This is a genomic window from Bacteroides sp. 1_1_14 (assembly GCF_000162515.1).
GTDB classification, from domain to species: Bacteria; Bacteroidota; Bacteroidia; order Bacteroidales; family Bacteroidaceae; genus Bacteroides; species Bacteroides thetaiotaomicron.
The window spans coordinates 44,084-64,859 of record NZ_GG774702.1 but is presented as its reverse complement, the minus strand read 5'-3'; the positions used below and the strand labels follow the sequence as shown (position 1 = coordinate 64,859).

At 49.9% G+C, this 20,776-nt stretch carries 20 protein-coding genes and 1 pseudogene; 6 read left to right on the top strand and 15 right to left on the bottom strand.

Annotated features, from left to right (window positions below; all coding sequences use genetic code 11):
* From HMPREF9007_RS24205 to HMPREF9007_RS24230, 6 genes are all read right to left on the bottom strand, one after another.
* Nucleotides 1-3,228: N-6 DNA methylase (locus HMPREF9007_RS24205; protein WP_008759620.1), on the bottom strand; the 3,228-nt coding region annotated here is incomplete at its 3' end.
* The gene (locus HMPREF9007_RS24210) at nucleotides 3,218-3,670 is read right to left on the bottom strand and encodes a DUF1896 domain-containing protein (RefSeq protein ID WP_009292480.1); all 453 of its coding nucleotides are present in this window, start codon (nucleotides 3,668-3,670) and stop codon (nucleotides 3,218-3,220) included. The genes HMPREF9007_RS24205 and HMPREF9007_RS24210, both read right to left, overlap by 11 nt.
* A 239-nt stretch (nucleotides 3,671-3,909) precedes the next feature.
* The gene (locus HMPREF9007_RS24215; protein ID WP_008759619.1) at nucleotides 3,910-5,997 is read right to left on the bottom strand and encodes a type IA DNA topoisomerase; all 2,088 of its coding nucleotides are present in this window, start codon (nucleotides 5,995-5,997) and stop codon (nucleotides 3,910-3,912) included.
* A 56-nt stretch (nucleotides 5,998-6,053) separates the two neighbouring features.
* On the bottom strand, nucleotides 6,054-7,610 hold the full coding sequence (locus tag HMPREF9007_RS24220; RefSeq protein WP_008759618.1) for a DUF3945 domain-containing protein: 1,557 nt from the start codon (nucleotides 7,608-7,610) through the stop codon (nucleotides 6,054-6,056).
* A 20-nt stretch (nucleotides 7,611-7,630) separates the two neighbouring features.
* A complete protein-coding gene (locus tag HMPREF9007_RS24225; RefSeq protein ID WP_008759617.1) occupies nucleotides 7,631-7,981 on the bottom strand; it encodes a helix-turn-helix domain-containing protein in 351 nt (116 codons plus the stop codon).
* Between the two features lie 2 nt (nucleotides 7,982-7,983).
* The gene (locus HMPREF9007_RS24230) at nucleotides 7,984-8,340 is read right to left on the bottom strand and encodes a helix-turn-helix domain-containing protein (protein ID WP_032850015.1); all 357 of its coding nucleotides are present in this window, start codon (nucleotides 8,338-8,340) and stop codon (nucleotides 7,984-7,986) included.
* 202 nt (nucleotides 8,341-8,542) lie between these two features.
* Here HMPREF9007_RS24230 and HMPREF9007_RS25600 point away from each other — a divergent pair, with 202 nt between their 5' ends.
* Together HMPREF9007_RS25600 and HMPREF9007_RS24235 are read left to right on the top strand one after the other, a co-directional pair.
* Nucleotides 8,543-8,842 carry a helix-turn-helix domain-containing protein gene (locus HMPREF9007_RS25600; RefSeq protein ID WP_008759615.1) on the top strand — a complete coding sequence of 100 codons (300 nt, stop codon included), beginning with the start codon at nucleotides 8,543-8,545 and terminating at the stop codon, nucleotides 8,840-8,842.
* Nucleotides 8,843-8,873: 31 nt separating this feature from the next.
* Nucleotides 8,874-9,179, top strand: coding sequence for a helix-turn-helix domain-containing protein (locus tag HMPREF9007_RS24235; protein ID WP_008759614.1), 306 nt, complete (start codon nucleotides 8,874-8,876; stop codon nucleotides 9,177-9,179).
* 77 nt (nucleotides 9,180-9,256) lie between these two features.
* Here HMPREF9007_RS24235 and HMPREF9007_RS24240 read toward each other — a convergent pair whose 3' ends face one another.
* Nucleotides 9,257-9,619: a hypothetical protein gene (locus tag HMPREF9007_RS24240; protein WP_008759613.1), complete on the bottom strand. Its 363-nt coding sequence runs from the start codon at nucleotides 9,617-9,619 to the stop codon at nucleotides 9,257-9,259.
* Nucleotides 9,620-9,630: 11 nt separating this feature from the next.
* A complete protein-coding gene (locus HMPREF9007_RS24245; RefSeq protein ID WP_008759612.1) occupies nucleotides 9,631-10,866 on the bottom strand; it encodes a site-specific integrase in 1,236 nt (411 codons plus the stop codon).
* 357 nt (nucleotides 10,867-11,223) lie between these two features.
* On the opposite strand from HMPREF9007_RS24245, the gene HMPREF9007_RS24250 reads away from it, so the two are divergent.
* Complete coding sequence (locus HMPREF9007_RS24250) at nucleotides 11,224-11,949, top strand: RDD family protein (protein WP_008759611.1); 726 nt, start codon at nucleotides 11,224-11,226, stop codon at nucleotides 11,947-11,949.
* 9 nt (nucleotides 11,950-11,958) lie between these two features.
* Here HMPREF9007_RS24250 and HMPREF9007_RS24255 read toward each other — a convergent pair whose 3' ends face one another.
* The 5 genes and pseudogenes from HMPREF9007_RS24255 to dnaE all read right to left on the bottom strand — a co-directional run bounded on the left by HMPREF9007_RS24255 (nucleotide 11,959) and on the right by dnaE (nucleotide 18,087).
* Nucleotides 11,959-12,564 (bottom strand): DsbA family protein, encoded by a 606-nt coding sequence (locus tag HMPREF9007_RS24255; protein ID WP_008759610.1) that lies wholly within the window; start codon nucleotides 12,562-12,564, stop codon nucleotides 11,959-11,961.
* Nucleotides 12,565-12,866: 302 nt separating this feature from the next.
* Nucleotides 12,867-13,360, bottom strand: a pseudogene (locus HMPREF9007_RS24260) (GNAT family N-acetyltransferase).
* Between the two features lie 161 nt (nucleotides 13,361-13,521).
* On the bottom strand, nucleotides 13,522-13,857 hold the full coding sequence (locus HMPREF9007_RS24265; RefSeq protein WP_008759609.1) for a hypothetical protein: 336 nt from the start codon (nucleotides 13,855-13,857) through the stop codon (nucleotides 13,522-13,524).
* A 43-nt stretch (nucleotides 13,858-13,900) separates the two neighbouring features.
* Nucleotides 13,901-14,215: a thioredoxin gene (gene trxA, locus HMPREF9007_RS24270; protein ID WP_008759608.1), complete on the bottom strand. Its 315-nt coding sequence runs from the start codon at nucleotides 14,213-14,215 to the stop codon at nucleotides 13,901-13,903.
* A gap of 68 nt (nucleotides 14,216-14,283) precedes the next feature.
* Nucleotides 14,284-18,087, bottom strand: coding sequence for a DNA polymerase III subunit alpha (gene dnaE / locus HMPREF9007_RS24275; protein WP_008759607.1), 3,804 nt, complete (start codon nucleotides 18,085-18,087; stop codon nucleotides 14,284-14,286).
* A gap of 161 nt (nucleotides 18,088-18,248) precedes the next feature.
* Between dnaE and HMPREF9007_RS24280 the strand changes: the two genes are divergently transcribed.
* From HMPREF9007_RS24280 to HMPREF9007_RS24290, 3 genes are all read left to right on the top strand, one after another.
* Entirely contained in the window at nucleotides 18,249-18,935 is a 687-nt protein-coding gene (locus HMPREF9007_RS24280) for a phosphatidylserine decarboxylase family protein (protein ID WP_008759606.1), read from the top strand.
* A 10-nt stretch (nucleotides 18,936-18,945) separates the two neighbouring features.
* Nucleotides 18,946-19,653, top strand: coding sequence for a CDP-diacylglycerol--serine O-phosphatidyltransferase (gene pssA / locus HMPREF9007_RS24285; RefSeq protein ID WP_008759605.1), 708 nt, complete (start codon nucleotides 18,946-18,948; stop codon nucleotides 19,651-19,653).
* 66 nt (nucleotides 19,654-19,719) lie between these two features.
* Nucleotides 19,720-20,019: a DUF4834 family protein gene (locus HMPREF9007_RS24290; protein WP_008759604.1), complete on the top strand. Its 300-nt coding sequence runs from the start codon at nucleotides 19,720-19,722 to the stop codon at nucleotides 20,017-20,019.
* A 54-nt stretch (nucleotides 20,020-20,073) separates the two neighbouring features.
* Here HMPREF9007_RS24290 and HMPREF9007_RS24295 read toward each other — a convergent pair whose 3' ends face one another.
* Both HMPREF9007_RS24295 and HMPREF9007_RS24300 read right to left on the bottom strand, forming a co-directional pair.
* Entirely contained in the window at nucleotides 20,074-20,514 is a 441-nt protein-coding gene (locus tag HMPREF9007_RS24295; RefSeq protein WP_008759603.1) for a nucleoside deaminase, read from the bottom strand.
* Nucleotides 20,515-20,516: 2 nt separating this feature from the next.
* Nucleotides 20,517-20,750: a hypothetical protein gene (locus tag HMPREF9007_RS24300; protein ID WP_008759602.1), complete on the bottom strand. Its 234-nt coding sequence runs from the start codon at nucleotides 20,748-20,750 to the stop codon at nucleotides 20,517-20,519.
* Nucleotides 20,751-20,776 lie beyond the last annotated feature (26 nt).

Below are 20,776 nucleotides of genomic sequence, written 5' to 3'. Positions count from 1 at the left end.
ACGTTTCATCTCATGTGCCGCTATGCACATTATCAGCGTCTTGCCGGTTCCCACCTCGTGGTCGCATATTCCGCCTCCGTTCTGTTTCAGCATCCATACGCAATCCATCTGCGAGGGATAAACGCTCTTGATGCCACGGCTTGCCAGCCCCTTCAGATTGAGGTCGGGGAAGGTCTGGTGCGAGCCGTCATACTTCGGGCGCACGAAACAGTTGAACTTGCGGTTATACATCGTCGTCAGCCGCTCCTTGAACTGCGGCGACTGCTCTTCGAGCCATTCGGAGAAGCCGTTTCGTATCTCGTCAATTTTGGCGTTGGCGAGCTGTATTCCCTCGCTGTCGCGCACCTTGATCTCGTTGCCATGCTCGTCCTTGCCGATGGACTTCATCATGTCGGGGCAGGTATTGTGCAGGGCGTGTTTCAAGAGGTGCATACCGTCATAGTTCCGGTAATACCCCTTCACCAGAAACTCGTCCGTGATTTTCATGGTGCGGTAGCCGCACGCAACCGAAAACTCGTCCATGCTTGCGGAATAGGCGATTTTCACCTCCGTGTCGAACAGCCGGCTCATGTAGGCGGCATAGACACCCGTCGGAATCCAGCGTTCCCCGAAATTGAAGTCCAGATCCTCGAAGGCGATACGCGGCGGTTCGGCATCTTTCAGAGCCTCCAACGCCTGTTTCACTTCCGGCATACGCTCACTTTCGGGGTTTTCGCCCATCCAAGCCTCTATGCGTTCCGCCTTCTCTATCACGTTCCCGGCTATGAAGCGGTCTTTGATTTCGTAACCGGTCACGAGCGGATTGTAATAGATGCGTCCTTGCAGGGCTGTGAGCAACTCCTCCGCCGTGCTGTCGGTTATCTCCCGCATATAGCCGAGATCGACCGTGCCATATTTGTTGAGCGACGCGGACAGGGCTTCTTCGGGAGAGCCTACGTTGGCATGGCTCTCCACGGAGAAGGAAACGGGATGCTCGAAGATGTCCGCCTTGACGAACTTTCCGTTCTCCACCCGTTCCAGCGAAAGGATGTCACGCCCGCCCGCGTCCATCATCACTAACTTCACGTTCTGCTTGGCGTTGAGGTTGCCGTAGCGCATGACAAACTCATCGTAACAGGTATTCAGATGCTCTCGCCACGGAACATTTGCCTCGTGCCTGTTCGATTCATAACGGTACAGACGCTCGTAGGCGTCACGCAGCGACACATACAACAACGCCTTTTCCTTCTGGTATCCTTTCAGGTCGAGCGGCTGGAATGTAGCCCCGTATGGCGTGATGTCCTTCAGATAGCCGATGTTATGACGTCCCCAGTCAGCCACCAGCGAGCCTTCGCGCAGGTGCATCTCCGGCGTGCGATGGTAGGCACGCGGCGTAAGGTCCACGACTTCCTCCTTCGGCTTTTCCGGTTCGATGTCGGGAAAAAGGGAAGTAGCCACCGTTTCCGGTGGAGCATCGGTAACAGCAGGTGCGGCGACTGCTTCCGGCTGTGTTTCCTCCTGCCGGGGTTGTTCACGTGGTACTTCCGGCGTGATCGTCGCAACCGTTCTGTTTTCATGTTTTTCATTATGCTGCCTTGCCAGCTCCCGAAGTTCCTTCCTGCGCTCCGGCGTGAGTTCCATCATCATCTCGTAGAAGCCGTTGATGGGAGGATTGGTTTCCCAGTCCAGCTTTGCATAGATGTCGTCCGGGTCGGCAGGCTTGGCGGCACTGTCCGCTTTTGCCTCCTTGTTTTCCGTGGCAGGCTTGACGGCTGGAGCCGTCGGCGTAACTGTTGCTTTCGACTTCGGTGGAGTGGTCTTTGCCGTAACAGCCTTCTTCGCCGTCCTTTTCTTTTTGGCGGTTTTCGGTTGGCTGACTTCTTCTGTCATTCCCCAGAGGTCGAGCAAGGAGAGCTGCACCCCGTCAGAATATTTCGGACGTGGTTCTATCTCCGGCTTCTCCTCAACGGCTTGCGGTTTTTCCGTCGGAGTTTCCACCGCTTGCATCGGAGATGCTGTTTCCATCTTTATGGCAGTACGCTCCGCCTCCTGTTGAACGGTAACCTTTTCTTCCGTTCCCGACTGCCGGATTGAACCCGAATACAGACGCATGGCGAGCCTGTAATGGAAATCCTCGTCAAGCATACGGCGCAAGTCCCCGGCTATGCCTGCGGTCTTGCCCTCGTGCAGATAGACCATAGCGGGTTTCCCGTAGGGGTCGGTGTCAAGTTTAGCCGTCGTATGCACGATGCGTTCCGGGTGATGGATGAAATAGGCGTTGTCGGTCAGGTCGGTTTTCGTGTCCGTCTGTATCACGGTCATCAGCCGCTCGTCCTGCGACATTTCCTTCTTGCTGAGGTTCTTTTGCAGGACAATCAGGTCACTGCCCACTTCTGTCCCCGCGTTGTCCGTGAACAGGTTGTTGGGCAGGCGTATCGCAGATACCAGATTAGCCTGACTGAACAGCTCGTTACGCACGGAGGTCTTGCTGCTGTTCAATACCCCTTGCGAGGTGATGAACGCCACGATACCGCCGTCACGCACGGCATCCAGTCCTTTGAGAAAGAAATAGTTGTGGATGGCTTTCTGTGCCGATCGTCTGCCGAAGGACCCACTCTTTTCAAACTCCGCGTCGAACACGGCAATGTCACCGAACGGAATGTTGGACATCGCCAAGTCGAAATAATTGTTGAACGGTCTTTCGATTTTCTCAAAACCGCAGGTGCGCGTTTTCTTGTCGGGATAGAGATGCCGCAGGATTGTACCCGTGAGCAGATCCTTCTCGAAAGCCATCACGTCCGCACCGGGGCTGTGCCGTAGCACGGAATCCACGAACACGCCGACACCTGCCGACGGTTCGAGCATACGGGTGGGACGGACGCTGTAATCCGCCAGCACGTCCGCAAGGGTGTCGGTTATCTCTTTGGGGGTGTAGAAAGCGGTCAGCACGGACGCTTTCAGCGAATCCACAAACCGCTTGTACTCCGTTTCGTCATTGCTGTTCTCACGGATAAGCCTGTGCAGCTCCACCGTCGGGGCGAACAGTTCGAGGTCGGATTTCGCCCACCGGACGGCATCCGTCAGTTCCTTCGCAGGGTTGAGGATACATTTCAGACCGCCGAAACCGCAGTACCTTTGGAGTATGGCACGCTCTTCGGTTGTCGCCGTTCTCTGTTCCCTGTCAAGGATGAATGCCGTCCGTATCGCCTCGATGTTGTCCCGCAGTTTCTGTTTGCGGTTAAACGCCATATTCGTCCAGGTAAAGGACGGTTGCCCCCGTCAGCTCCGTGTAGAGCAGGTCGTAATCGGAAGACAGGGCGAAGTTGTCGTCCGAGAGGTCATAGACGGAGAACACGTTGCCGACAAGCGGCAGGAGTTTATGGATAAAGGCTTCACGCTTCTCTTCCGGCACTTCATCGGAAAACTCGTTCTCCACGACTTCGCGGAGGATGTCGTAACGGGAATAACGCAGCCCGCGCAGCAGCGTGTCCATAGCCAGTTCCTGCGCACCGTCGGCGGGATAGCCTTCGAGCCGAGCCTTTTCATACGTTTCGGCGGCACGGTCGGCGCGTTCCCGTATGAAAGCAGTGTCATCAGCCTGTTCAAACTTGTTCGTGCGGAGATAGTCCAGCAGGTACAGACCGTAATAGGAAAAGTCGGCCTGACCCTCGTTTTTCTTCTTGTTGTTCATTACTTTGGAGTTTAGTGGATTGATATTTAACGGGATAATCGGTTGAAAAAAGGAAGAAAAAGGCACTCGGTATCCCTCCGAGTGCCACCACTAAATCCAAAGTATGAGTGTAATCCGGTATTGAAGAACAATTCATTACTCTGAACAAGTGGCAAAGTTAGTGCAAATCGAAGACAATACGAAAAAAACTTGTTTGTTTCTATTGTTGAGATGCAGCCTAACTTATCAAAAGTTAGTGATTATTTCCTTTTTTTCGGATAGGAAGACTTGCATTTCTTTTCCGGGAACACGAACGTCGTGTTATATTCCCCGTCAAAGGCGACTATGGCATCGAAGTTCTTGCCCTGCTTGCTCTTGAAGCCTTTGAGCAGCTTGGTGTGCCCGTCAGTGAGCAGGTCTTTTATTTCATCGTCGGACAGGGTGCGTCCCGCTTTCAGCCGGAACACGAGAAGCCCGCACTCCGTGTTGTCGCAGCGTACCACCTTGCCGTAGAACCGCATCCTGCCCGTGCCGCACTTGGGACACGCGCAACCGGAATCGCGGCTGCCGAAGAGTTTGTCGCATGAGAGCAGTTCGGAGGTAATCTCCCGCGTGTACGCCTCTATCTTTTTGCGGAAGGTATCGGCGGACAGCTCCCCACGCTCGATGCGTGCAAGTTCCTTCTCCCATTCGCCTGTCATGGCGACATCGGCGATACGCATCGTCTTCACCACGGAATTGAGTGCAAGCCCCTTTTCAGTGGGGACAAGCAATTTCTTGCAGCGTTCCATGTAACCGCGCTTGAAGAGCGTTTCGATGATGGAGGCGCGTGTGGCGGGAGTACCGATGCCGCAGTCCTTCATCGCCTGCCGCAGTGCGTCATCCTCGATTTCCTTGCCCGCCGTTTCCATTGCGGACAGCAGGGTGGCTTCGGTATGCAGCGGCTTGGGTTTGGTCTTTCTTTCGGTAATGGACGAGCCTTTCGGTGTCAGCGTGTCGCCTTCCTGCCAGCCGGGGATGGTAATTTCCTCTTTTTCCTCGCCATAGACGGCACGCCATCCGGTTTGCTTCACGACGCTGCCTTTCACGGTAAACTCCACTCCGGTACACTCCGCCGTGACAGCGGTCACGTCCTTGACGCATTTCTCAGAGAATGCCTCTATCATGCGCCCGGCAATCATCTGATAGATGGTATTGTCCTCTTTGGAGAGGAAGAGCGGTTTCTCGCCCGTGACGAGCAGGGCATGGTGGTCTGTCACCTTGCCGTCGTCCACGCTGCGGCGTGTCGGGGCGGCTTTCGCCCGCACCTTGTCTTTCCATTCGGGCTGCGTGCCGATGAAGGCGAGCAGCTTGGGGATTTCTGCGAACACGTCTTCGGGGATGTAGCGGCTACCCGTTCTCGGATAGGTTATCAACTTCTTTTCGTAGAGCTTCTGCGCGATTTCAAGCGTCTGTTCCGCCGTGAAGCCGTGCTTGGCGTTGGCTTCTTTCTGGAGCGTGGTCAGGTCGTAGAGCAAGGGAGTTTCCTCCGTCTTCTCCTTGCGCTCGGCTTTCGTTACCGTTGCGAAGCCTGCCGCCTTTACCTTATTATATAGCTCCGTTGCCGGTTCTTTCGACTTCCATTTTTCAGAGGATGAGAATTTCACGACCTTGCCGTCGCAACCGTCCGTTACGATATGGAGTTGCCAAAAGGCTTCGGGCGTGAAACGGCGGTTTTCCCAGTAGCGTTCACACACCATCGCCAGCGTGGGTGTCTGCACCCGTCCTACCGAATACGTGCCGTGTCCGGCGGCGATGGATAACGCCTGCGTGCCGTTGATGCCCACGAGCCAGTCGGATTCGCTCCGCGCTTTGGCGGCGAGGTATAGGTTGTCATACTTGCTGCCGTCTTCGAGGTTGCGCAATCCCTCGCGGATAGCCTTGTCGGTGAGCGAGCTTATCCACAGGCGCACGAACGGGGTGGTACTGCCCGTGTAGTGGTAGAGATAGCGGAAGATAAGTTCACCCTCGCGTCCGGCATCGGTTGCCACAATGATTTGGTCGCTTGTGTCGAACAGCCTTTTGATGACTTTTATCTGCGACACCACGCCGCTGTCGGGCTTGTAGCCCTTCTCCGTCCTGACCTGACGGGAGACGAGCGTGAAAGTGCTGGGAATAATCGGGAGGTTGTCACGGACGAATCCGCGCACGCCGTAACCGTCGGGCATGGCAAGCTGGACGAGGTGTCCGAATGCCCATGTCACGGCATAACCGCCTCCCTCGAAATATCCTTCCTCTCTCTTTGTCGCGCCCACGATGCGGGCGATCTCACGTGCCACGGAGGGCTTTTCTGCAATGATTGTCTTCATGTATTCTTCTTGTTGATACTTTGGATTTTATTTTGGATTCAGTGGCGGACACGGGATTACATTTTCATGCCCTTGTTGTTTTTCTTCGGTTTGTCCTGCTGCTGTTGCTGGCGGGTGTCCTTCGGGGCGGTCTGACCTTTCTGCAACGGCTCTTTCAGATTTTTGGTCGCCTCGTTGGTCTTGCCCTCGTTGTTCACCGCCACCTGCGTGCGGCTCTCGTTGGACGGAGCTATTTGCTGGGCGTTGTCGGGGTTCGTGTCGTAGCGGTACGGGCGGCCCTTCTCCGGGTTGAACTTGATATACATCGTGGCATGGAAGCCCTGTTTGTCGGTCACGTTCTCCAACTTCACGGTCTTGCCCGCCACGTAGTCGGCTTTCTGCTGTTCGGTGAAGTTTACGCCGCTCCATTTGCTGATGGGGCGGATGCTGCCGTCCTCGTTCGTCCACGTGTTGCGGCGTTGCTCCTTTTTGGTCTGGGCGGCATTTTCCCCGCCTTGCGCCTGACTTTTCGATGTGTCGCCTTTGGCTTCCTGTGTCTGTGCGGTACGGGGCGACCTGCCGGTTCCCGGAACAAACTCCACGCCGCGCTGTTCCACGTTCACTTGCAGGGTGGTGACGAACTTCCTGCCGTCGTTGCGCTCGATGAGCTTGTCGCGCACGGGCAGTCCGGCGCGGAGCATATCCTGCTCCTGTTTGGTGATTTCCGTCTTGCCGATGCGCTCCGGGATGCGTACCTTGTTTGCCGGGATGTCCGTGATCTCATTCGTCTTGCGGTCGATGCTGACGTAGGAGGGGATAATCTCTCCCGTTTCCCTGTCCACGATGTCCACGACCCTGCCGAGGTTGCCCGTCTCGCGGAGGTTCTTCCGGTCATTGTCGGAGAATTTGTGTTCCTTGTACTCGTCCAGCTTCTGCTCCTTGCGGATGAAGTGCGGCACGAGGCTGATGTTTCCCTCGCCGTCCTTCTTGAAGGAGAGGCGGGCGTCCAGCTCGAACGATTCGCCGCCGAAGGTCGGCTTGACTTTCACCAAGTCGGACTTGCCGTAGTTGAGCATCTTCGTAAGGTCGCCGGACTTTTCAAGGTCGTCACGCTTCACGCCCCATCTGTCCTCCAGCTCCTGCCAGTTGATTTTGCTCTCGTCGATGGGCTGGTAGCCCCGTTTGCCCTGCGTCTGTTCGGGATCTTCCTGTTGTTCTTTTTGTTGCTCCATGTTTTCCTGTTTTTGAGGTTCTTGTTTTTCGGTTGCCAGTTCTTCCTGCACCTTTTTCTCGTAGTCGGAGGTGTCCACCTTGTGAGGGGCAAGCAGCTCCTTGTTCGCTTCGGGGTCTTTCAGCAGTTGCTTCATCACCTCCAAGAGATTCTCGGCTTGGTCTGCCGCAATGCGGTAGAAACCGAAGCGGCTGGGTTCCTTGCACTGCCGGAAGAAGTTCTTGAAGAAGTTGTCCAGCACGTCGCCGTGTCGGTCGAATTGCAGGAAATTCTGTGCGTTCTCCGCTTTCGCGGGGGTGCGCTTGGGTGTGCCGTCTGCGTTCAGCCCGGCTACCACGCTGATCTCGCCCGTCTTCTCGTCACGGACTACCAGCACGTCCTTTTCGTCTTTTTTCTTTGCCATTTGAAAAATGTTTTAATGGGTTATTTATGAAAGAAATTATGGATACGAGCCTTGTAGAAGGCTATATCTTCTTTTTTGAAGTCCTTGATATGGTTGGAAAGGAATGTCAGCACATCCTCCTCGCTGTAATAGGTCTTCTTGCCCAGTGTCTTGTAGGGCAATGCGCCGACGCTGCGGTAGCGTTGCAGTGTGCGCTTGCTTATCTGGAGCAGCATGCACAGATCCTGATTGTCGAAAAGGCGGATGCTTTCCGTGAGGGCGGGCTGTCGTTCCTCCGCCTTCATCGCCAGCAGCAGTTCGTCCTGACGGTCGAGCCGTTCCATCAGCTTCTGCATCCAGCCCTCGAAGTTGTTTCGTGTGAGCAGTTCCATAGCTATGTCCTCCTTCCTTTGGGTGTGCCTCCCGTTCGTAGCGTGTGGTTGCGTTTCAGTTCCTGCGGTGTCGCGGCGTCCTCGTTGACGGTACACTCATCAAGCAGGCGGTTGATTTCCGATTGCCGGTAGCGGCATTTGCCGCGAAGCACGACATAGCCGATGCGTTGCTCGCTGCGCATACGCTGAAGGGTGCGGGTACTCACGTTAAGCAGCTGCGTCGCCTCGCGTGTGGTGAGCAACCTGTCGGGCGATGCCGTTTTCTTGTCGCCGGAGGCGGCACGGACGTGTGCCGCAATCTCCGCTATCTGTTCCGTCAATGACCGGAAGGCAGAACTTTCCATCGTTATCACTTTCATATTCAGTCCTTTCTTTTTGTTTCTGCGGCAAAATTCGGCAATAAACAAAAGGGGCTTTAACAACTCACTACGTGACTCACGTAAGATTTTTACGGAAGATGGCTCCGTAACCCGGTCAAACGGCGCAACAGGCAGCCTTTCAGCGGAAAACGGCACGTATTCGGGACCGTACCGTTACCTTTGCGGGTAAACCGGTAATTGCATGAATATGGAAATAGTATCTATCGAGAAAAAGACTTTCGAGATGATGGTGGCGGCATTCTGCGCACTATCGGAAAAGGTCGCCGCCCTGAGGCGCAAAAGCGACACGGGGCGCATGGAAAGATGGCTCACGGGCGAGGAAGTCTGCGGGCAGTTGAGAATAAGCCCGCGCACGTTGCAGACGCTGCGCGACAGGCGGCTTATCGGCTACTCGCAGATAAACCGCAGGTTCTATTACAAGCCGGAGGAGGTGACGCGGTTGATACCGCTTATCGGCACGCTCTATCCGCACGGCAGATGATTTGATTTATTCACCCACTGAATCCGAAGTTATGATGAACGAGAACAACGATGTTTTTACGATGGAAGACGAGCCGATAGCCTCTGTGATGCAGGATATACGCAAAGGCTCGAAATGGCTGTCCGCATTTCTGGAAAGTTACCGTCCTCCGCTGGACGGGGAACGTTACCTGACGGACGGCGAGGTGGCGGAACTGCTCCGTGTCAGCCGACGCACCTTGCAGGAATACCGCAACAACCGCGTGTTGCCCTTTATCCTTTTGGGAGGAAAGGTGCTTTACCCGGAAAATGGACTGCGTGAGGTACTGGAAGCGAACTACCGCAAGCCGCTGGAGTGAGGCGGTTGCATGAAAAAGTAAACGGGCGACACCTTTTATGGTGCTGCCCGTTTACTTGTTTTATGGGGTATGTGCAATCAGCAATACCCGGCTTTCCCGTTCTGTATGAACATCACGTATGCCTGCTGTTTCTCTTTGGCGAGTGCCTTTCTCACCAGCCATGTGCGGAACAGGTGGGTGTTGTAGGTGTTCAGTCGGAAAGCAATCGGAATGATGATTTCAAGCGCGTACACGTCCGCATACAGCCCGTTTTCAAGCTGCATGTAGCGGCACACCTCGTAGTCGTTCAGCACGTCCGACTTGCGGACGGCTTTGATGGCGGCGTTCACTGCCGGGACGGTCGTATGGAACAGTCCGGCGATTTCGGTGGCAGTCATCCACACGTCGTTACCGGTTACGCTGACCGCCTTGTCCTCGATGATGATTGTGTCACGTTTCATGGCTTTTCTTTTTAGATGGCGCAACCTGCAAATTCCTCGACGCCGTTCAACCTTGCCGCAAGGTTCTCCATGTCCTGATTGAGTTTCTCTTTGGTTATCTTCGCGTAAATCTGCGTCGTCTTTATGCTCTTGTGCCCGAGCATGGAACTGACCGTTTCGATGGGTACACCGTTGGAAAGGAAAACCGTCGTAGCTGCCGTGTGGCGGCTCTGATGCCACGTGATATGCTTGGTGATGCCGCAACGCTTGGCGACGGCACGGATACCGGCAAGGCACGTGTTATAATGCGGTACGGGGAATATCCTGCCGTCACCGCACAGACCCCGGTATTTGCCGATTATGCGGTTGGCGATGTCAAGCAGGCGGATGTTGGACACCACGCCCGTTTTCTGGCGGTTGATGTTTATCCACTCGTGTTCATCGAAGTAGGTACGGATATTCTCTTCCGTGAGGTTGCGCATATCCGAGAACGACAGCCCGGTGAACGCGCAAAACAGGTAGAGGTCGCGGTACAATTCCTGTTTGGCGTTTTTCAGTTTGCCCTCCATCAGCAGGCGAATTTCCTCTTTGGTCAGGAAACTGCGTGTTGTTTCCTCCTTCTTGATTTCATACTCGCGGAACGGGTCGCGTGTCAGCCACTCGTTGTTGATGGCGATGAACACCATCGTCCGTAGCGGGCAGACATACAGCCACACGGTATTGGTGCAGCAGTGTTTGTCCGTGCGCAGGAACATCTCGAAGTCGGAGATGAAAGCGGGGGTAAGCTCTTTCAGTGCGATGTCCTTCACATGGTAGCGGATGTCGAGGAACTCTTGCAGGTGCTTGTAAACGATACGGTACTTTTCCAGTGTACCTTTTGCTTTCATGCCTGCTTCCACCTGTTTTTCATAGTCCTCATTGTGCTGGCGGAACACCTGCATCAGCGTGTGGTAGCGGTGTTCCAGTCCGAGAAAGGCGTTCTTCACCTTCTCCGCCGTGACGAAGTTGTCACGCTCCATGATTTCCTGATAGTGCCTGTTGATGCGTACCCGCATCTTGTCAAGCATACGGTTCGTTTCGAGTGCCGCCGTGCTTCTGCCCGTGACACGTCCTCCTTTGGTGTCCCACAGCTTCGGATCGACAGTCAGCTTGCAGCTGAACTGCGTCTGGCTGCCGTCCACCGTGATGCGTCCCATGACGGGAACTGTCCCGTCCTTTTTCACTACCTGACGCTTGAGGTAGTAGATGACTGAAAATGTACTCTTCATCGTCCTTGATTTTTTGATTTCAAAATTAGTTGGTGAAGAGTCCAGTGTCGGTACGCAAAACGGGGAGGAACGGCGCAATCTTTTCCGTAACCGGATTTTTCGCGTGAGTTATGGATAACTCACTATTCCTTAGTGCCTTGTTTCGCCATCCGTACCCGTTTGTCGCATTTTCGGGCATGGTTACGAACAAGTAACGTTGTGGCGTCAGAATTTGGCTTCAGCAGGGATTGTAATGGCTTCATGAATTTTCGCCACTTCAACTAAAACCCTTGTAACTCAATTCTATCACTATATCTTTCCGCATTTCACTTTTTTGTAGTAACTTTGCAACTTAAACCTAAAAATGTTTAACCAAGAATGGCAGAATCTACGATTATTACCGGTCAGTTTGTTCGAATCAGCCAAACGCCCGCCAGTATCGGCGAACGATTGCTGGCTTTGGTCATCGATTATTCCCTGATTGTGATTTATCTATATTCTGTGACGACACTCATTGTTAAACTGCATTTATCCTCCGGAGTCGGTACGGTCTTTTTTCTGTGCCTCGTCTATTTGCCTGTACTTTTTTACTCGTTCCTCTGCGAAATGTTCAATCACGGGCAGAGTTTCGGAAAACGTCTGATGAATATACGCGTCGTAAAATCAGACGGTTCTACTCCCAGCATCAGTGCTTATCTGCTGCGCTGGCTTCTCTTCATCATTGACGGTCCCGGTACAGGAGGTTTAGGGCTTTTAGTCGTTCTGCTGACTAAAAACAGTCAGAGACTGGGTGATTTAGCAGCCGGAACGATGGTGATCAAAGAGAAGAATTATCGCAAGATACACGTCAGCCTCGATGAATTTGACTATCTGACAAAGAATTATCATCCGACGTATCCACAATCTGCCGATTTATCATTGGAACAGGTGAACGTAATCACCCGAACGCTGGAGTCCGGTGAAAAGGATCGGGTAAGGCGCGTTACGTTACTCGCCAAAAAGGTGCAGGAAATCTTATCTGTTACTCCACGAGAGAATAATCAGGAGAAGTTCCTCCAAACGGTACTTCGGGATTATCAGTATTATGCATTGGAGGAAATCTAAAATAAGAACTTACACAACACGTATATACACTACCGTCTTCCCAATCCCATATTTCTGAATAACTCCCTTTTCAATGAAAAGATTCAATTGCCGTATAGCCTGTGTTTTATTCATTCCGGTGATAGCACAATAATCTGCCCGATTGATACAAGGATGTTTCTCCAAAAAGTCCTGCAATCTTTTCAGACATTCTTCTTCTGATATGTTCATATTGGAACGCGTAGGGGAAGATATTCGTTCTAAATCCATTTTAGAGTTCAGTTCTCTCTTATATGTTTGCTTTACCTTTAATTTGATATTTTTCAGATGGACAGATGGAGAGCGCACTTCTTTTCTGTCAGTGATTTCTTTCTCCAAAGAGAGGGTCAGAGAAAAATGCCCCAAATCTCCAAACTCCACAATATATCCTCTGGACAACAGCGTCTGCAACTCGTCGGTGATAGCTTCCACTGCTCCAACTAATTGTGCATGAGGAATATGGTGCATCATGGATACCCGCTCCACAAACTCTTTGGTTGTATATGTTCCGCTTGGCACTACTCGTGCATGCAGCAACTTCTGTTCTTCGGTACCCTCTTTATCCGGATTCTCATAAAGGTCGTAATAAATGCTCATAAGAATAATTTTATGTTTGGCTGTTAATAACTTATCGGTTACTATTTAAGCAATCAGTCGTTTGCTTGGTTATTTTCTTTCGTTACACTTAGGTGCAACGAAAGAGTTACCTAGGTGCAACAATTGAAGCACTAACGTGCTTCAATTATCAGACCTTAGTGATACGCAATAAAACAACGAACAAAGATACTAAAAATCTGAAAGCCCCGAAACTATTTCCCACATGGGTATTTAATAAAATAAGTAGATAGCAGGTACAGTGTATTCTGAGGAACACAGACTGAATTTTACAGCAATGGAAATTACGGATTAATAAAAGCTTTGTGGTTGCTTTTTAATATTCTCTTATACTCCATACTGTACATATCAAATCCTTCCGCCCAATAATTCTTTTTAATGTCATTCAAACAAACCCTTGTTTTTCATAGAATCTATAGGCTACTTGTGAAGTCCTAACGGTTATCTTTTCAACACTGGAGATAGATTCCAGCACTTCAATTCTATGTTTCAACAGCTTTGTTCCTAGTGATTTACCTTGAAAGGCGGGATGTATCATATCCCAACTTATTTTCCCTATAGTGCCGTTTTCTGCAAAATTTATTCCTCCACACCCAACGATTTCTCCATCAACGAGTAAAACATAGTATTGTTCTATTTCTTCATCCAAATATTTGCTTAAATCATTCGCCTCCTCTTCTGCGAAAAAATCGGGAGTATTCAGCTTGATTAAACTCATTATAGCATCTTTATCTGTTGGCAGATATTCTCTAATTATAATTGATTCGTTGTACTTCATAAAGTGTTTTATTTAAAACTATAGAACAAAGGTACTGCCAATTTACTTGGCAGGAAATACCGGAAAGCGAAAACATAAGGATGGAAAAAGAAATAGCCTGAAAGACGCGAATCTTTCAGGCTATATTCCTTTCATTTATCTACAGTGGTGACTAGCGACAATTAGTCCACCTGCCCCAGAGAGTTTCCATATTCCATTTCTCCCTGAACCACAAAAAGGATTTCTTCGGGATCATATTCTCCCATTTCATCCTTCTTGGCTTCTTTCACGATGTAAGCTACGACCTCTTCCAAGTCAATGTTTACGTAGCCGTCGTTATCGGGCTGAGCGTCAAGAATGCCACTTTCTGAATAGTACTCGTCTATCAGATCGAGAAAATAGTACAGTTCATCGTCCTCGAACTTCTCTTTCAGTTCCTGAGGCAGATAGTTCTTGATAAACTCGACGGTCTTTTCGTCATCGGCATCTTCTAATAAAAAATCATCTTCCAGTCCCATGGTTGTAAGTATTAAGTAATAAGTATTAAATATTAGACAAAGTCTAGAGAAGGTTCTTCACTTTTTCCACGAATACCGGTTTGGCGACTGCGCCTACCTGCTTGTCTACAATCTCACCATTCTTGAAGAACAAAACAGTAGGAATGTTGCGGATACCGTATTCGGCAGCCACATCGCTGTTATCATCCACATCGCATTTACCGATGATGACTTGTCCTTCAAACTCCGCGGCCAATTCTTCAATAATAGGAGCCACCATTTTACAAGGGCCACACCAGGGAGCCCAAAAATCCACCACAACAGGCTTTCCTTCTGCAAGGATTTCCTTATAGTTGCTGTCTGTAATTTCTAAAGCCATTTCTTTTTAAGTATTAAGTATTAATTATTATGTATTACTTCGTTTGTAGATTTGCGCTACAAAGATAATCAATTTATACGGAATCCAAGTTCGGGGCGCTCCTTTAAATATGTTATTAAATCTCTGCCTACCGAAAGCTTGACCGGACGGGAAATCAGATCGACCGACATACGGCTGTCCGTATCGTCCGTCACCTTGAAATAGAGTTCCGTATTACCGGGATGTTCTTTGGTCAAAGTCGCCAGCTCGGTAATAAGTCCCGAATTTAACACTGACAGAGGAATGATAATGGTGATCTTCTGCACCAGTTCTTCTTTCACATCGGGCAGAAGTTCCATTGAAGTGATCTTGACTTCCAGTTCGTCCTGCCGCCATTGCTTGGCCTGACAACGGGCTTTGATATACAGGAACGTGCCTTCATTCAGATATCCCTGATAAGTCACCCAGTCATTTCCCCAGAAAGGTATTTCCGTAGAGCCCGAATAGTCTTCGATCTTGGCAATGCCATACGGATTGCCATTCTTGCTGACTCCACGACGGACACTGGTCACAATACCGCCCATTGTAATCTCCCGGCCTGCCAGAGCCGCCTTATCTTCCAAATCTGCCATACGGGTATTGCAGACGTGATCCAGCACAATCGCGAACTCATCCAGCGGATGGGCGGAAAGGTAGATACCTACCAGGTCGCGTTCCTTGTTCAAACGTTCGAGGTCGCCCCAGCGCTCTACTCCCTGAGGTATTTCGGGGGTGGCGATATCGACAACATTCGCTCCGCCGAACAATGAATTGATGGCAGCTCTTTTGTCTTCCTGATAGCGGTTACCGTATCGCATTAAGGTTTCGAGGAATACTTCGCCCTTAGAGTTGACGGCAAAGTACTGCTCCCGCTTCAATTCGGGGAAACTGTCGAAACCTCCCGCCAACGCCAGACATTCCATATTCTTTTTATTGCAGGCATTCAGATTGACACGTTGTACGAAATCAAAGATACCTTTGAATGGTCCGTTGGTATTACGTTCTTCTACAATGCTTTGCACGGCAGCTTCGCCTACGCCTTTCACCGCTCCCAGTCCGAAACGGATATTACCGTCGTGGTTGACCGTAAACTTCAGGTTACTCTCATTCACATCCGGACCGAGCGTCTGGATACCCATTGCCTTGCATTCGTCCATCAGCTTCGTGATATCGGTAATGTTGGACAAACTTCGGCTCATGACAGCCGCCATGTATTCCGACGGGTAGTTCGCTTTCAGATAGGCTGTCTGATAAGCCACCCAAGAGTAGCAAGTAGCGTGCGATTTGTTGAACGCATAAGAGGCAAACTTTTCCCAGTCGGTCCAAATCTTTTCAAGTACTTTCGGGTCATGCCCGTTCTTGCGTCCGCCTTCGATAAACTTAGGCTTCATGTGATCCAGCTTATCACGCAGCTTCTTACCCATCGCTTTACGAAGGGCATCGGACTCACCACGGGTAAAGTCCGCCAGCAGACGTGACAAAAGCATCACCTGTTCCTGATAGACCGTAATGCCATACGTATCTTTCAGATATTTCTCCATCACCGGAATGTCATATTCAATCGGCTTACGACCATGCTTACGGTCGATGAAGTCCGGAATATAATCCATCGGCCCCGGACGATAGAGGGCATTCATGGCGATCAAATCTTCGAAGGTAGAAGGCTGCAATTCGCGCAGGTACTTCTGCATTCCGGCAGATTCAAACTGGAACGTTCCGATGGTACGTCCGTCACTATATAATTTGTAAGTTGCCGGATCGGTAATATCGATCTGGTCTACGTCTATCTCCAGACTACGACTCAGACGGATATTCTCAACCGCCTCCTTAATAATAGACAATGTTTTCAACCCGAGGAAGTCCATCTTGATCAATCCGGTATCCTCGATCACCGAACCTTCATACTGGGTAACGAGCATCTTTTCGCCCGTTTCCTTATCGTCGGCCGTACTTACAGGCACCCAGTCGGTGATGTCGTCACGACAGATAATCGTACCGCAGGCATGCACACCGGTACCACGAACGTTACCTTCAAGCATTTTGGCATACTTAAGAGTGTCTCGCACCAACGGGTCGGACGATGCCTCAGCCGCTTGCAGTTCGGGGACGTATTCGATGGCATTCCGCAGGTTCAGCTTCTTGTCCGGGATTTTATCCGGCACCAGCTTTGCCAGACGGTCGGACTCCGAGAGAGGAAGTTTCTGTACACGGGCAACGTCTTTGATAGCCAGTTTGGTAGCCATCGTACCATACGTGATGATATGCGCTACTTTTTCCTGACCATATTTATTGGTTACCCAGCGAAGCACTTCACCACGACCGTCGTCATCGAAGTCCACATCGATATCGGGCAACGAAATACGGTCCGGATTCAAGAAACGCTCGAACAGCAAGTCGTATTGGATAGGGTCGATCTTGGTGATACCCAGACAGTAAGCCACTGCCGAACCGGCAGCCGAACCACGTCCGGGCCCTACCGATACGCCCAGTTCCGAGCGTGCGGCATTGATAAAGTCCTGCACTATCAAGAAGTATCCAGGGAAACCCATCGTTTTCATGATGTACAACTCGAAGTTGAGCCGTTCTTTCACTTCTTCCGACAAAGGGTCGCCATATATTCTTTTCGCACCGTCAAATGCTAACTTTGCCAGATAGTCGCCTTCAAGTTTGATACGATACAGTTTCTCATATCCCCCCAGACGTTTGATCTTGGCTTGTCCTTCCTCTTCGCTCAGCACCACATTACCATTTTCGTCCTGTGTAAACTCATCGAACAGGTCTTTCTCCGTATATTTGGCACGATATCCTTCTTCTGTTCCGAAGTCTTCAGGAATAGCGAAGGTAGGCATGATAGGTGCATGGTCAATCGAATAATATTCGACTTTATCTAGAATTTCCAGCGTATTGCTCAGTGCCTCGGGAACATCTGCAAAGAGTTCATTCATCTCTTCACGGGTCTTCATCCATTCCTGTTTGGTATATAGCATACGGCTAGGGTCATCCAAGTCTTTACCCGTACTCAGGCAGATCAAACGGTCGTGTGCCTCGGCATTCTCTTCATCCACAAAGTGAACGTCGTTGGTGCAGATCAGCTTGATATTATACTTCCGGGCATACTCCTGCAAGTATTTGTTCACATTTACCTGTAGCGGATAACATTCATGATTGGCACGGGGTACAGTCGCCTTATGACGCTGCATCTCCAGATAGTAGTCATCACCAAACAGGTTCTTATACCATTGGATCGCTTCTTCGGCTTCGGCAAACTGCCCTGCGGTAATACGCTTCGGCACCTCGCCACCCAGACACGCCGAGCAGACAATCAGACCTTCGTGATACTTCTCCAGCTCACTGCGGTCGGTACGCGGACGCATATAGTACCCGCGCGTCCACGCGTGCGATACTAATTTAATAAGGTTATGATAACCTTTCTCATTCTTGGCAAGTACAATCAGGTGATAACCGCTTTGGTCCGGCTTCCCTTCTTTCAAGTCCATCGTACGGCGGGCGACGTACATCTCACAACCGATAATCGGTTTAAAGAGCTTGTTCTCCGCCTCCACGATCTTCGCCTTGCAGGCAGCTATCTCCGCCTCCTTATCCTCACACTCCACTGTGCCGGCTTCAATCCCTGCAATCCGCTTCTTCAGATCCTTGATTTCCCCTTTCGGACCGCTATTCTTCTTATTGACATAGTTCGTAAATTCCTTGATGCCGAACATATTTCCATGATCGGTCACGGCAATACCCTTCATCCCATTTTTCATGGCTTTATCTACCAGACGGGCGACACTTGCCTGACCATCCAGTAGAGAATATTGCGTATGAACGTGTAAATGAACGAAATCCTGCATAATGATAAGTAGTTAATTTGAAGGCATAAAATTACTACCTCCCGCGTTATAAACAAAAATAATCCTCAAAAAGTTATCAACACTCGCATTTCTCTGCTCATTTACTTGCTGTTTTTTTAAAATAAGTATATTTTTGCACACAATATCATTAAACAGCATTCATGGGCCGACTAAAGAAATTAAAAAAGATACGTATTCACCGCGAAGGAACACATATATTATGGGCTAGCTTTCTGCTACTGCTACTGATTAATGCGGCCCTTTATTGGGGAATAGATTGCAAAATTCCTTTTTATGTGGTTGCAGTAGCCAGTATTGCAGTATATCTGCTGATGGTTAACTTCTTCCGCTGTCCGATCCGACTTTTCGGAAAGGATACAGAAAAGATAGTCGTCGCTCCTGCTGACGGCAAAATCGTAGTCATTGAAGAAGTGGACGAAAACGAATACTTCCATGACCGCCGGTTGATGATCTCTATCTTCATGAGCATCGTTAACGTACATGCCAACTGGTATCCGGTGGACGGCACCATTAAAAAGGTAGCCCACCACAACGGTAACTTCATGAAAGCATGGTTGCCTAAAGCCAGTACGGAGAACGAACGTTCTACCGTAGTCATAGAAACTCCGGAAGGAGTGGAAGTGCTGACCCGACAAATCGCCGGAGCCGTGGCACGACGCATTGTCACCTACGCAGAAGTAGGAGAAGAATGCTATATCGACGAACACATGGGCTTTATCAAATTCGGTTCCCGTGTGGATGTATATCTGCCCCTCGGCACGGAAGTCTGTGTCAACATGGGACAATTAACGACCGGTAACCAGACGGTTATCGCCAAACTTAAATAATTCGGTCACAATGACAAATGTTATAAAGAACAATATTCCGAATACAGTAACCTGCCTGAACCTTTTCTCCGGTTGTATCGCTTGTGTCATGGCTTTCGAAGCCCGTTATGACCTGGCACTGCTTTTTATTGTTCTGAGTGCAGTCTTCGATTTTTTCGATGGCATGCTGGCTCGTATTCTCAATGCACACTCAATCATCGGAAAAGACTTGGATTCACTTGCAGATGATGTCAGCTTCGGTGTGGCTCCCTCACTGATTGTATTCTCCTTATTTAAAGAGATGTACTATCCGGCAAATATGGAATTTCTTGCTCCTTACCTGCCATACGCAGCCTTTTTGATTTCCGTATTCTCAGCGTTACGACTGGCTAAATTCAATAATGATACCCGGCAGACCAGTTCTTTCGTAGGTCTTCCTGTTCCGGCAAACGCCTTATTCTGGGGATCGTTCGTAGTAGGGGCGCATGACTTCCTCGTTTCTGAGAACTGCCATCCTGTCTACCTTATTTTATTGGTTTGTCTGTTTTCGTGGTTGCTGGTGTCAGAGATACCAATGTTCTCGCTGAAATTCAAGAATCTTTCATGGAATACAAATAAAATCAGTTTCATTTTCTTGATTGTATGTATCCCATTCCTTGTTTTCTTAGGTATCAGCAGCTTCGCAGCGATCATTGTCTGGTATATTTTACTTTCACTTTTTACAAGAAAAAGTAAATAAACAATCTCTTGGCACGTTTGTTGTACTATGAGTTTTATCGAAGTTACAACATAAAATCATAGCCCAATGCATATACTTTTATTCTTACTTCTTTTTCTAGCTGCCATTGTCATATTTGGCCTTTCGATTGTCGGATTTGTATTAAGAGCCATTTTCGGGCTTGGCCGTGGTTCGTCTTCCCGGACGAAGCAGGCAAGGAGTGGACAAAATGGCCAGCAGCAAGGTCGTCCCAACTATAACCAGAACACGGACAGCCGTGCCGATAACGAAGGGGAAATCTTTGCTGAAAATAGTCCAAGAACCAAACATAAGAAAATATTCACTCAGGATGATGGTGAATATGTGGATTTCGAGGAAGTAAAATAATATAATATAGAAAGTGGTTAGTAACGTGTAGCCAGCAGTTTACTAATCACTGTTTCATCTTCTCTTAGAAGCGAAAAAGTCCTTCATCAATGTGGCACATTCATCTGCAAGGATTCCTTTTACAACGACCGTTTTAGGATGCAGCGCCTGAGCCGCATATCGTTGATACCCACGCTTATCATCTTCCGCACCAAAAACCAGTTTGCCGGTCTGCGCCCAAGCAATGGCCCCGGCACACATCACACAGGGTTCTACTGTAACATACAGCGTACATTCGTTCAGGTACTTTCCGCCAAGTACGTTGGCGGCAGCTGTGATAGCCTGCATTTCGGCATGGGCCGTCACATCATTCAATGTCTCTGTCAGGTTATGGGCACGGGCTATGATCCGTTCTTTGCAGACAACCACTGCTCCTACAGGGACTTCGCCCCGCTCTGCAGCCTTGCCGGCTTCTATCAATGCCTGTTTCATGAAGTAAGTATCGTCCAGCGTCATCATCAGCGTCTCATGTCATGTTCTCCGAAGAGGGTGGGATAATCTTCTTCCATATTTTTATGGATAAACATGAGAATGGTTTCGCGAAGCCAGCGTGACTTATTCGTTATCTTGTATTTTTCCAGATAACGATCGACAATCAGCTGCTCGTCTTCGCTCAACAAAATGCTCATCCGCCGTTCCCGTTTGGTATACTCAGCGTGCATTTTCAGGCACTTTTTGCTCCTTTTTCTCATATCTTCTGCAAAATTACTTTTACTTC

What these genes read in the sequence shown, in the direction of transcription:
- HMPREF9007_RS24280 (WP_008759606.1), top strand. Translation starts at nt 18,249, where the DNA reads ATGGGCCGACTAAAGAAATTAAAAAAGATACGTATTCACCGCGAAGGA.
- HMPREF9007_RS24230 (WP_032850015.1), bottom strand. Translation starts at nt 8,340, where the DNA reads ATGAAAGTGATAACGATGGAAAGTTCTGCCTTCCGGTCATTGACGGAA.
- trxA (WP_008759608.1), bottom strand. Translation starts at nt 14,215, where the DNA reads ATGGCTTTAGAAATTACAGACAGCAACTATAAGGAAATCCTTGCAGAA.
- HMPREF9007_RS24255 (WP_008759610.1), bottom strand. Translation starts at nt 12,564, where the DNA reads ATGAGCATTTATTACGACCTTTATGAGAATCCGGATAAAGAGGGTACC.
- HMPREF9007_RS24210 (WP_009292480.1), bottom strand. Translation starts at nt 3,670, where the DNA reads ATGAACAACAAGAAGAAAAACGAGGGTCAGGCCGACTTTTCCTATTAC.
- HMPREF9007_RS24265 (WP_008759609.1), bottom strand. Translation starts at nt 13,857, where the DNA reads ATGGGACTGGAAGATGATTTTTTATTAGAAGATGCCGATGACGAAAAG.
- HMPREF9007_RS24300 (WP_008759602.1), bottom strand. Translation starts at nt 20,750, where the DNA reads ATGAGAAAAAGGAGCAAAAAGTGCCTGAAAATGCACGCTGAGTATACC.
- HMPREF9007_RS24295 (WP_008759603.1), bottom strand. Translation starts at nt 20,514, where the DNA reads ATGACGCTGGACGATACTTACTTCATGAAACAGGCATTGATAGAAGCC.
- HMPREF9007_RS24240 (WP_008759613.1), bottom strand. Translation starts at nt 9,619, where the DNA reads ATGAAACGTGACACAATCATCATCGAGGACAAGGCGGTCAGCGTAACC.
- HMPREF9007_RS24235 (WP_008759614.1), top strand. Translation starts at nt 8,874, where the DNA reads ATGATGAACGAGAACAACGATGTTTTTACGATGGAAGACGAGCCGATA.
- HMPREF9007_RS25600 (WP_008759615.1), top strand. Translation starts at nt 8,543, where the DNA reads ATGAATATGGAAATAGTATCTATCGAGAAAAAGACTTTCGAGATGATG.
- dnaE (WP_008759607.1), bottom strand. Translation starts at nt 18,087, where the DNA reads ATGCAGGATTTCGTTCATTTACACGTTCATACGCAATATTCTCTACTG.
- HMPREF9007_RS24225 (WP_008759617.1), bottom strand. Translation starts at nt 7,981, where the DNA reads ATGGAACTGCTCACACGAAACAACTTCGAGGGCTGGATGCAGAAGCTG.
- HMPREF9007_RS24220 (WP_008759618.1), bottom strand. Translation starts at nt 7,610, where the DNA reads ATGGCAAAGAAAAAAGACGAAAAGGACGTGCTGGTAGTCCGTGACGAG.
- pssA (WP_008759605.1), top strand. Translation starts at nt 18,946, where the DNA reads ATGACAAATGTTATAAAGAACAATATTCCGAATACAGTAACCTGCCTG.
- HMPREF9007_RS24250 (WP_008759611.1), top strand. Translation starts at nt 11,224, where the DNA reads ATGGCAGAATCTACGATTATTACCGGTCAGTTTGTTCGAATCAGCCAA.
- HMPREF9007_RS24290 (WP_008759604.1), top strand. Translation starts at nt 19,720, where the DNA reads ATGCATATACTTTTATTCTTACTTCTTTTTCTAGCTGCCATTGTCATA.
- HMPREF9007_RS24245 (WP_008759612.1), bottom strand. Translation starts at nt 10,866, where the DNA reads ATGAAGAGTACATTTTCAGTCATCTACTACCTCAAGCGTCAGGTAGTG.
- HMPREF9007_RS24215 (WP_008759619.1), bottom strand. Translation starts at nt 5,997, where the DNA reads ATGAAGACAATCATTGCAGAAAAGCCCTCCGTGGCACGTGAGATCGCC.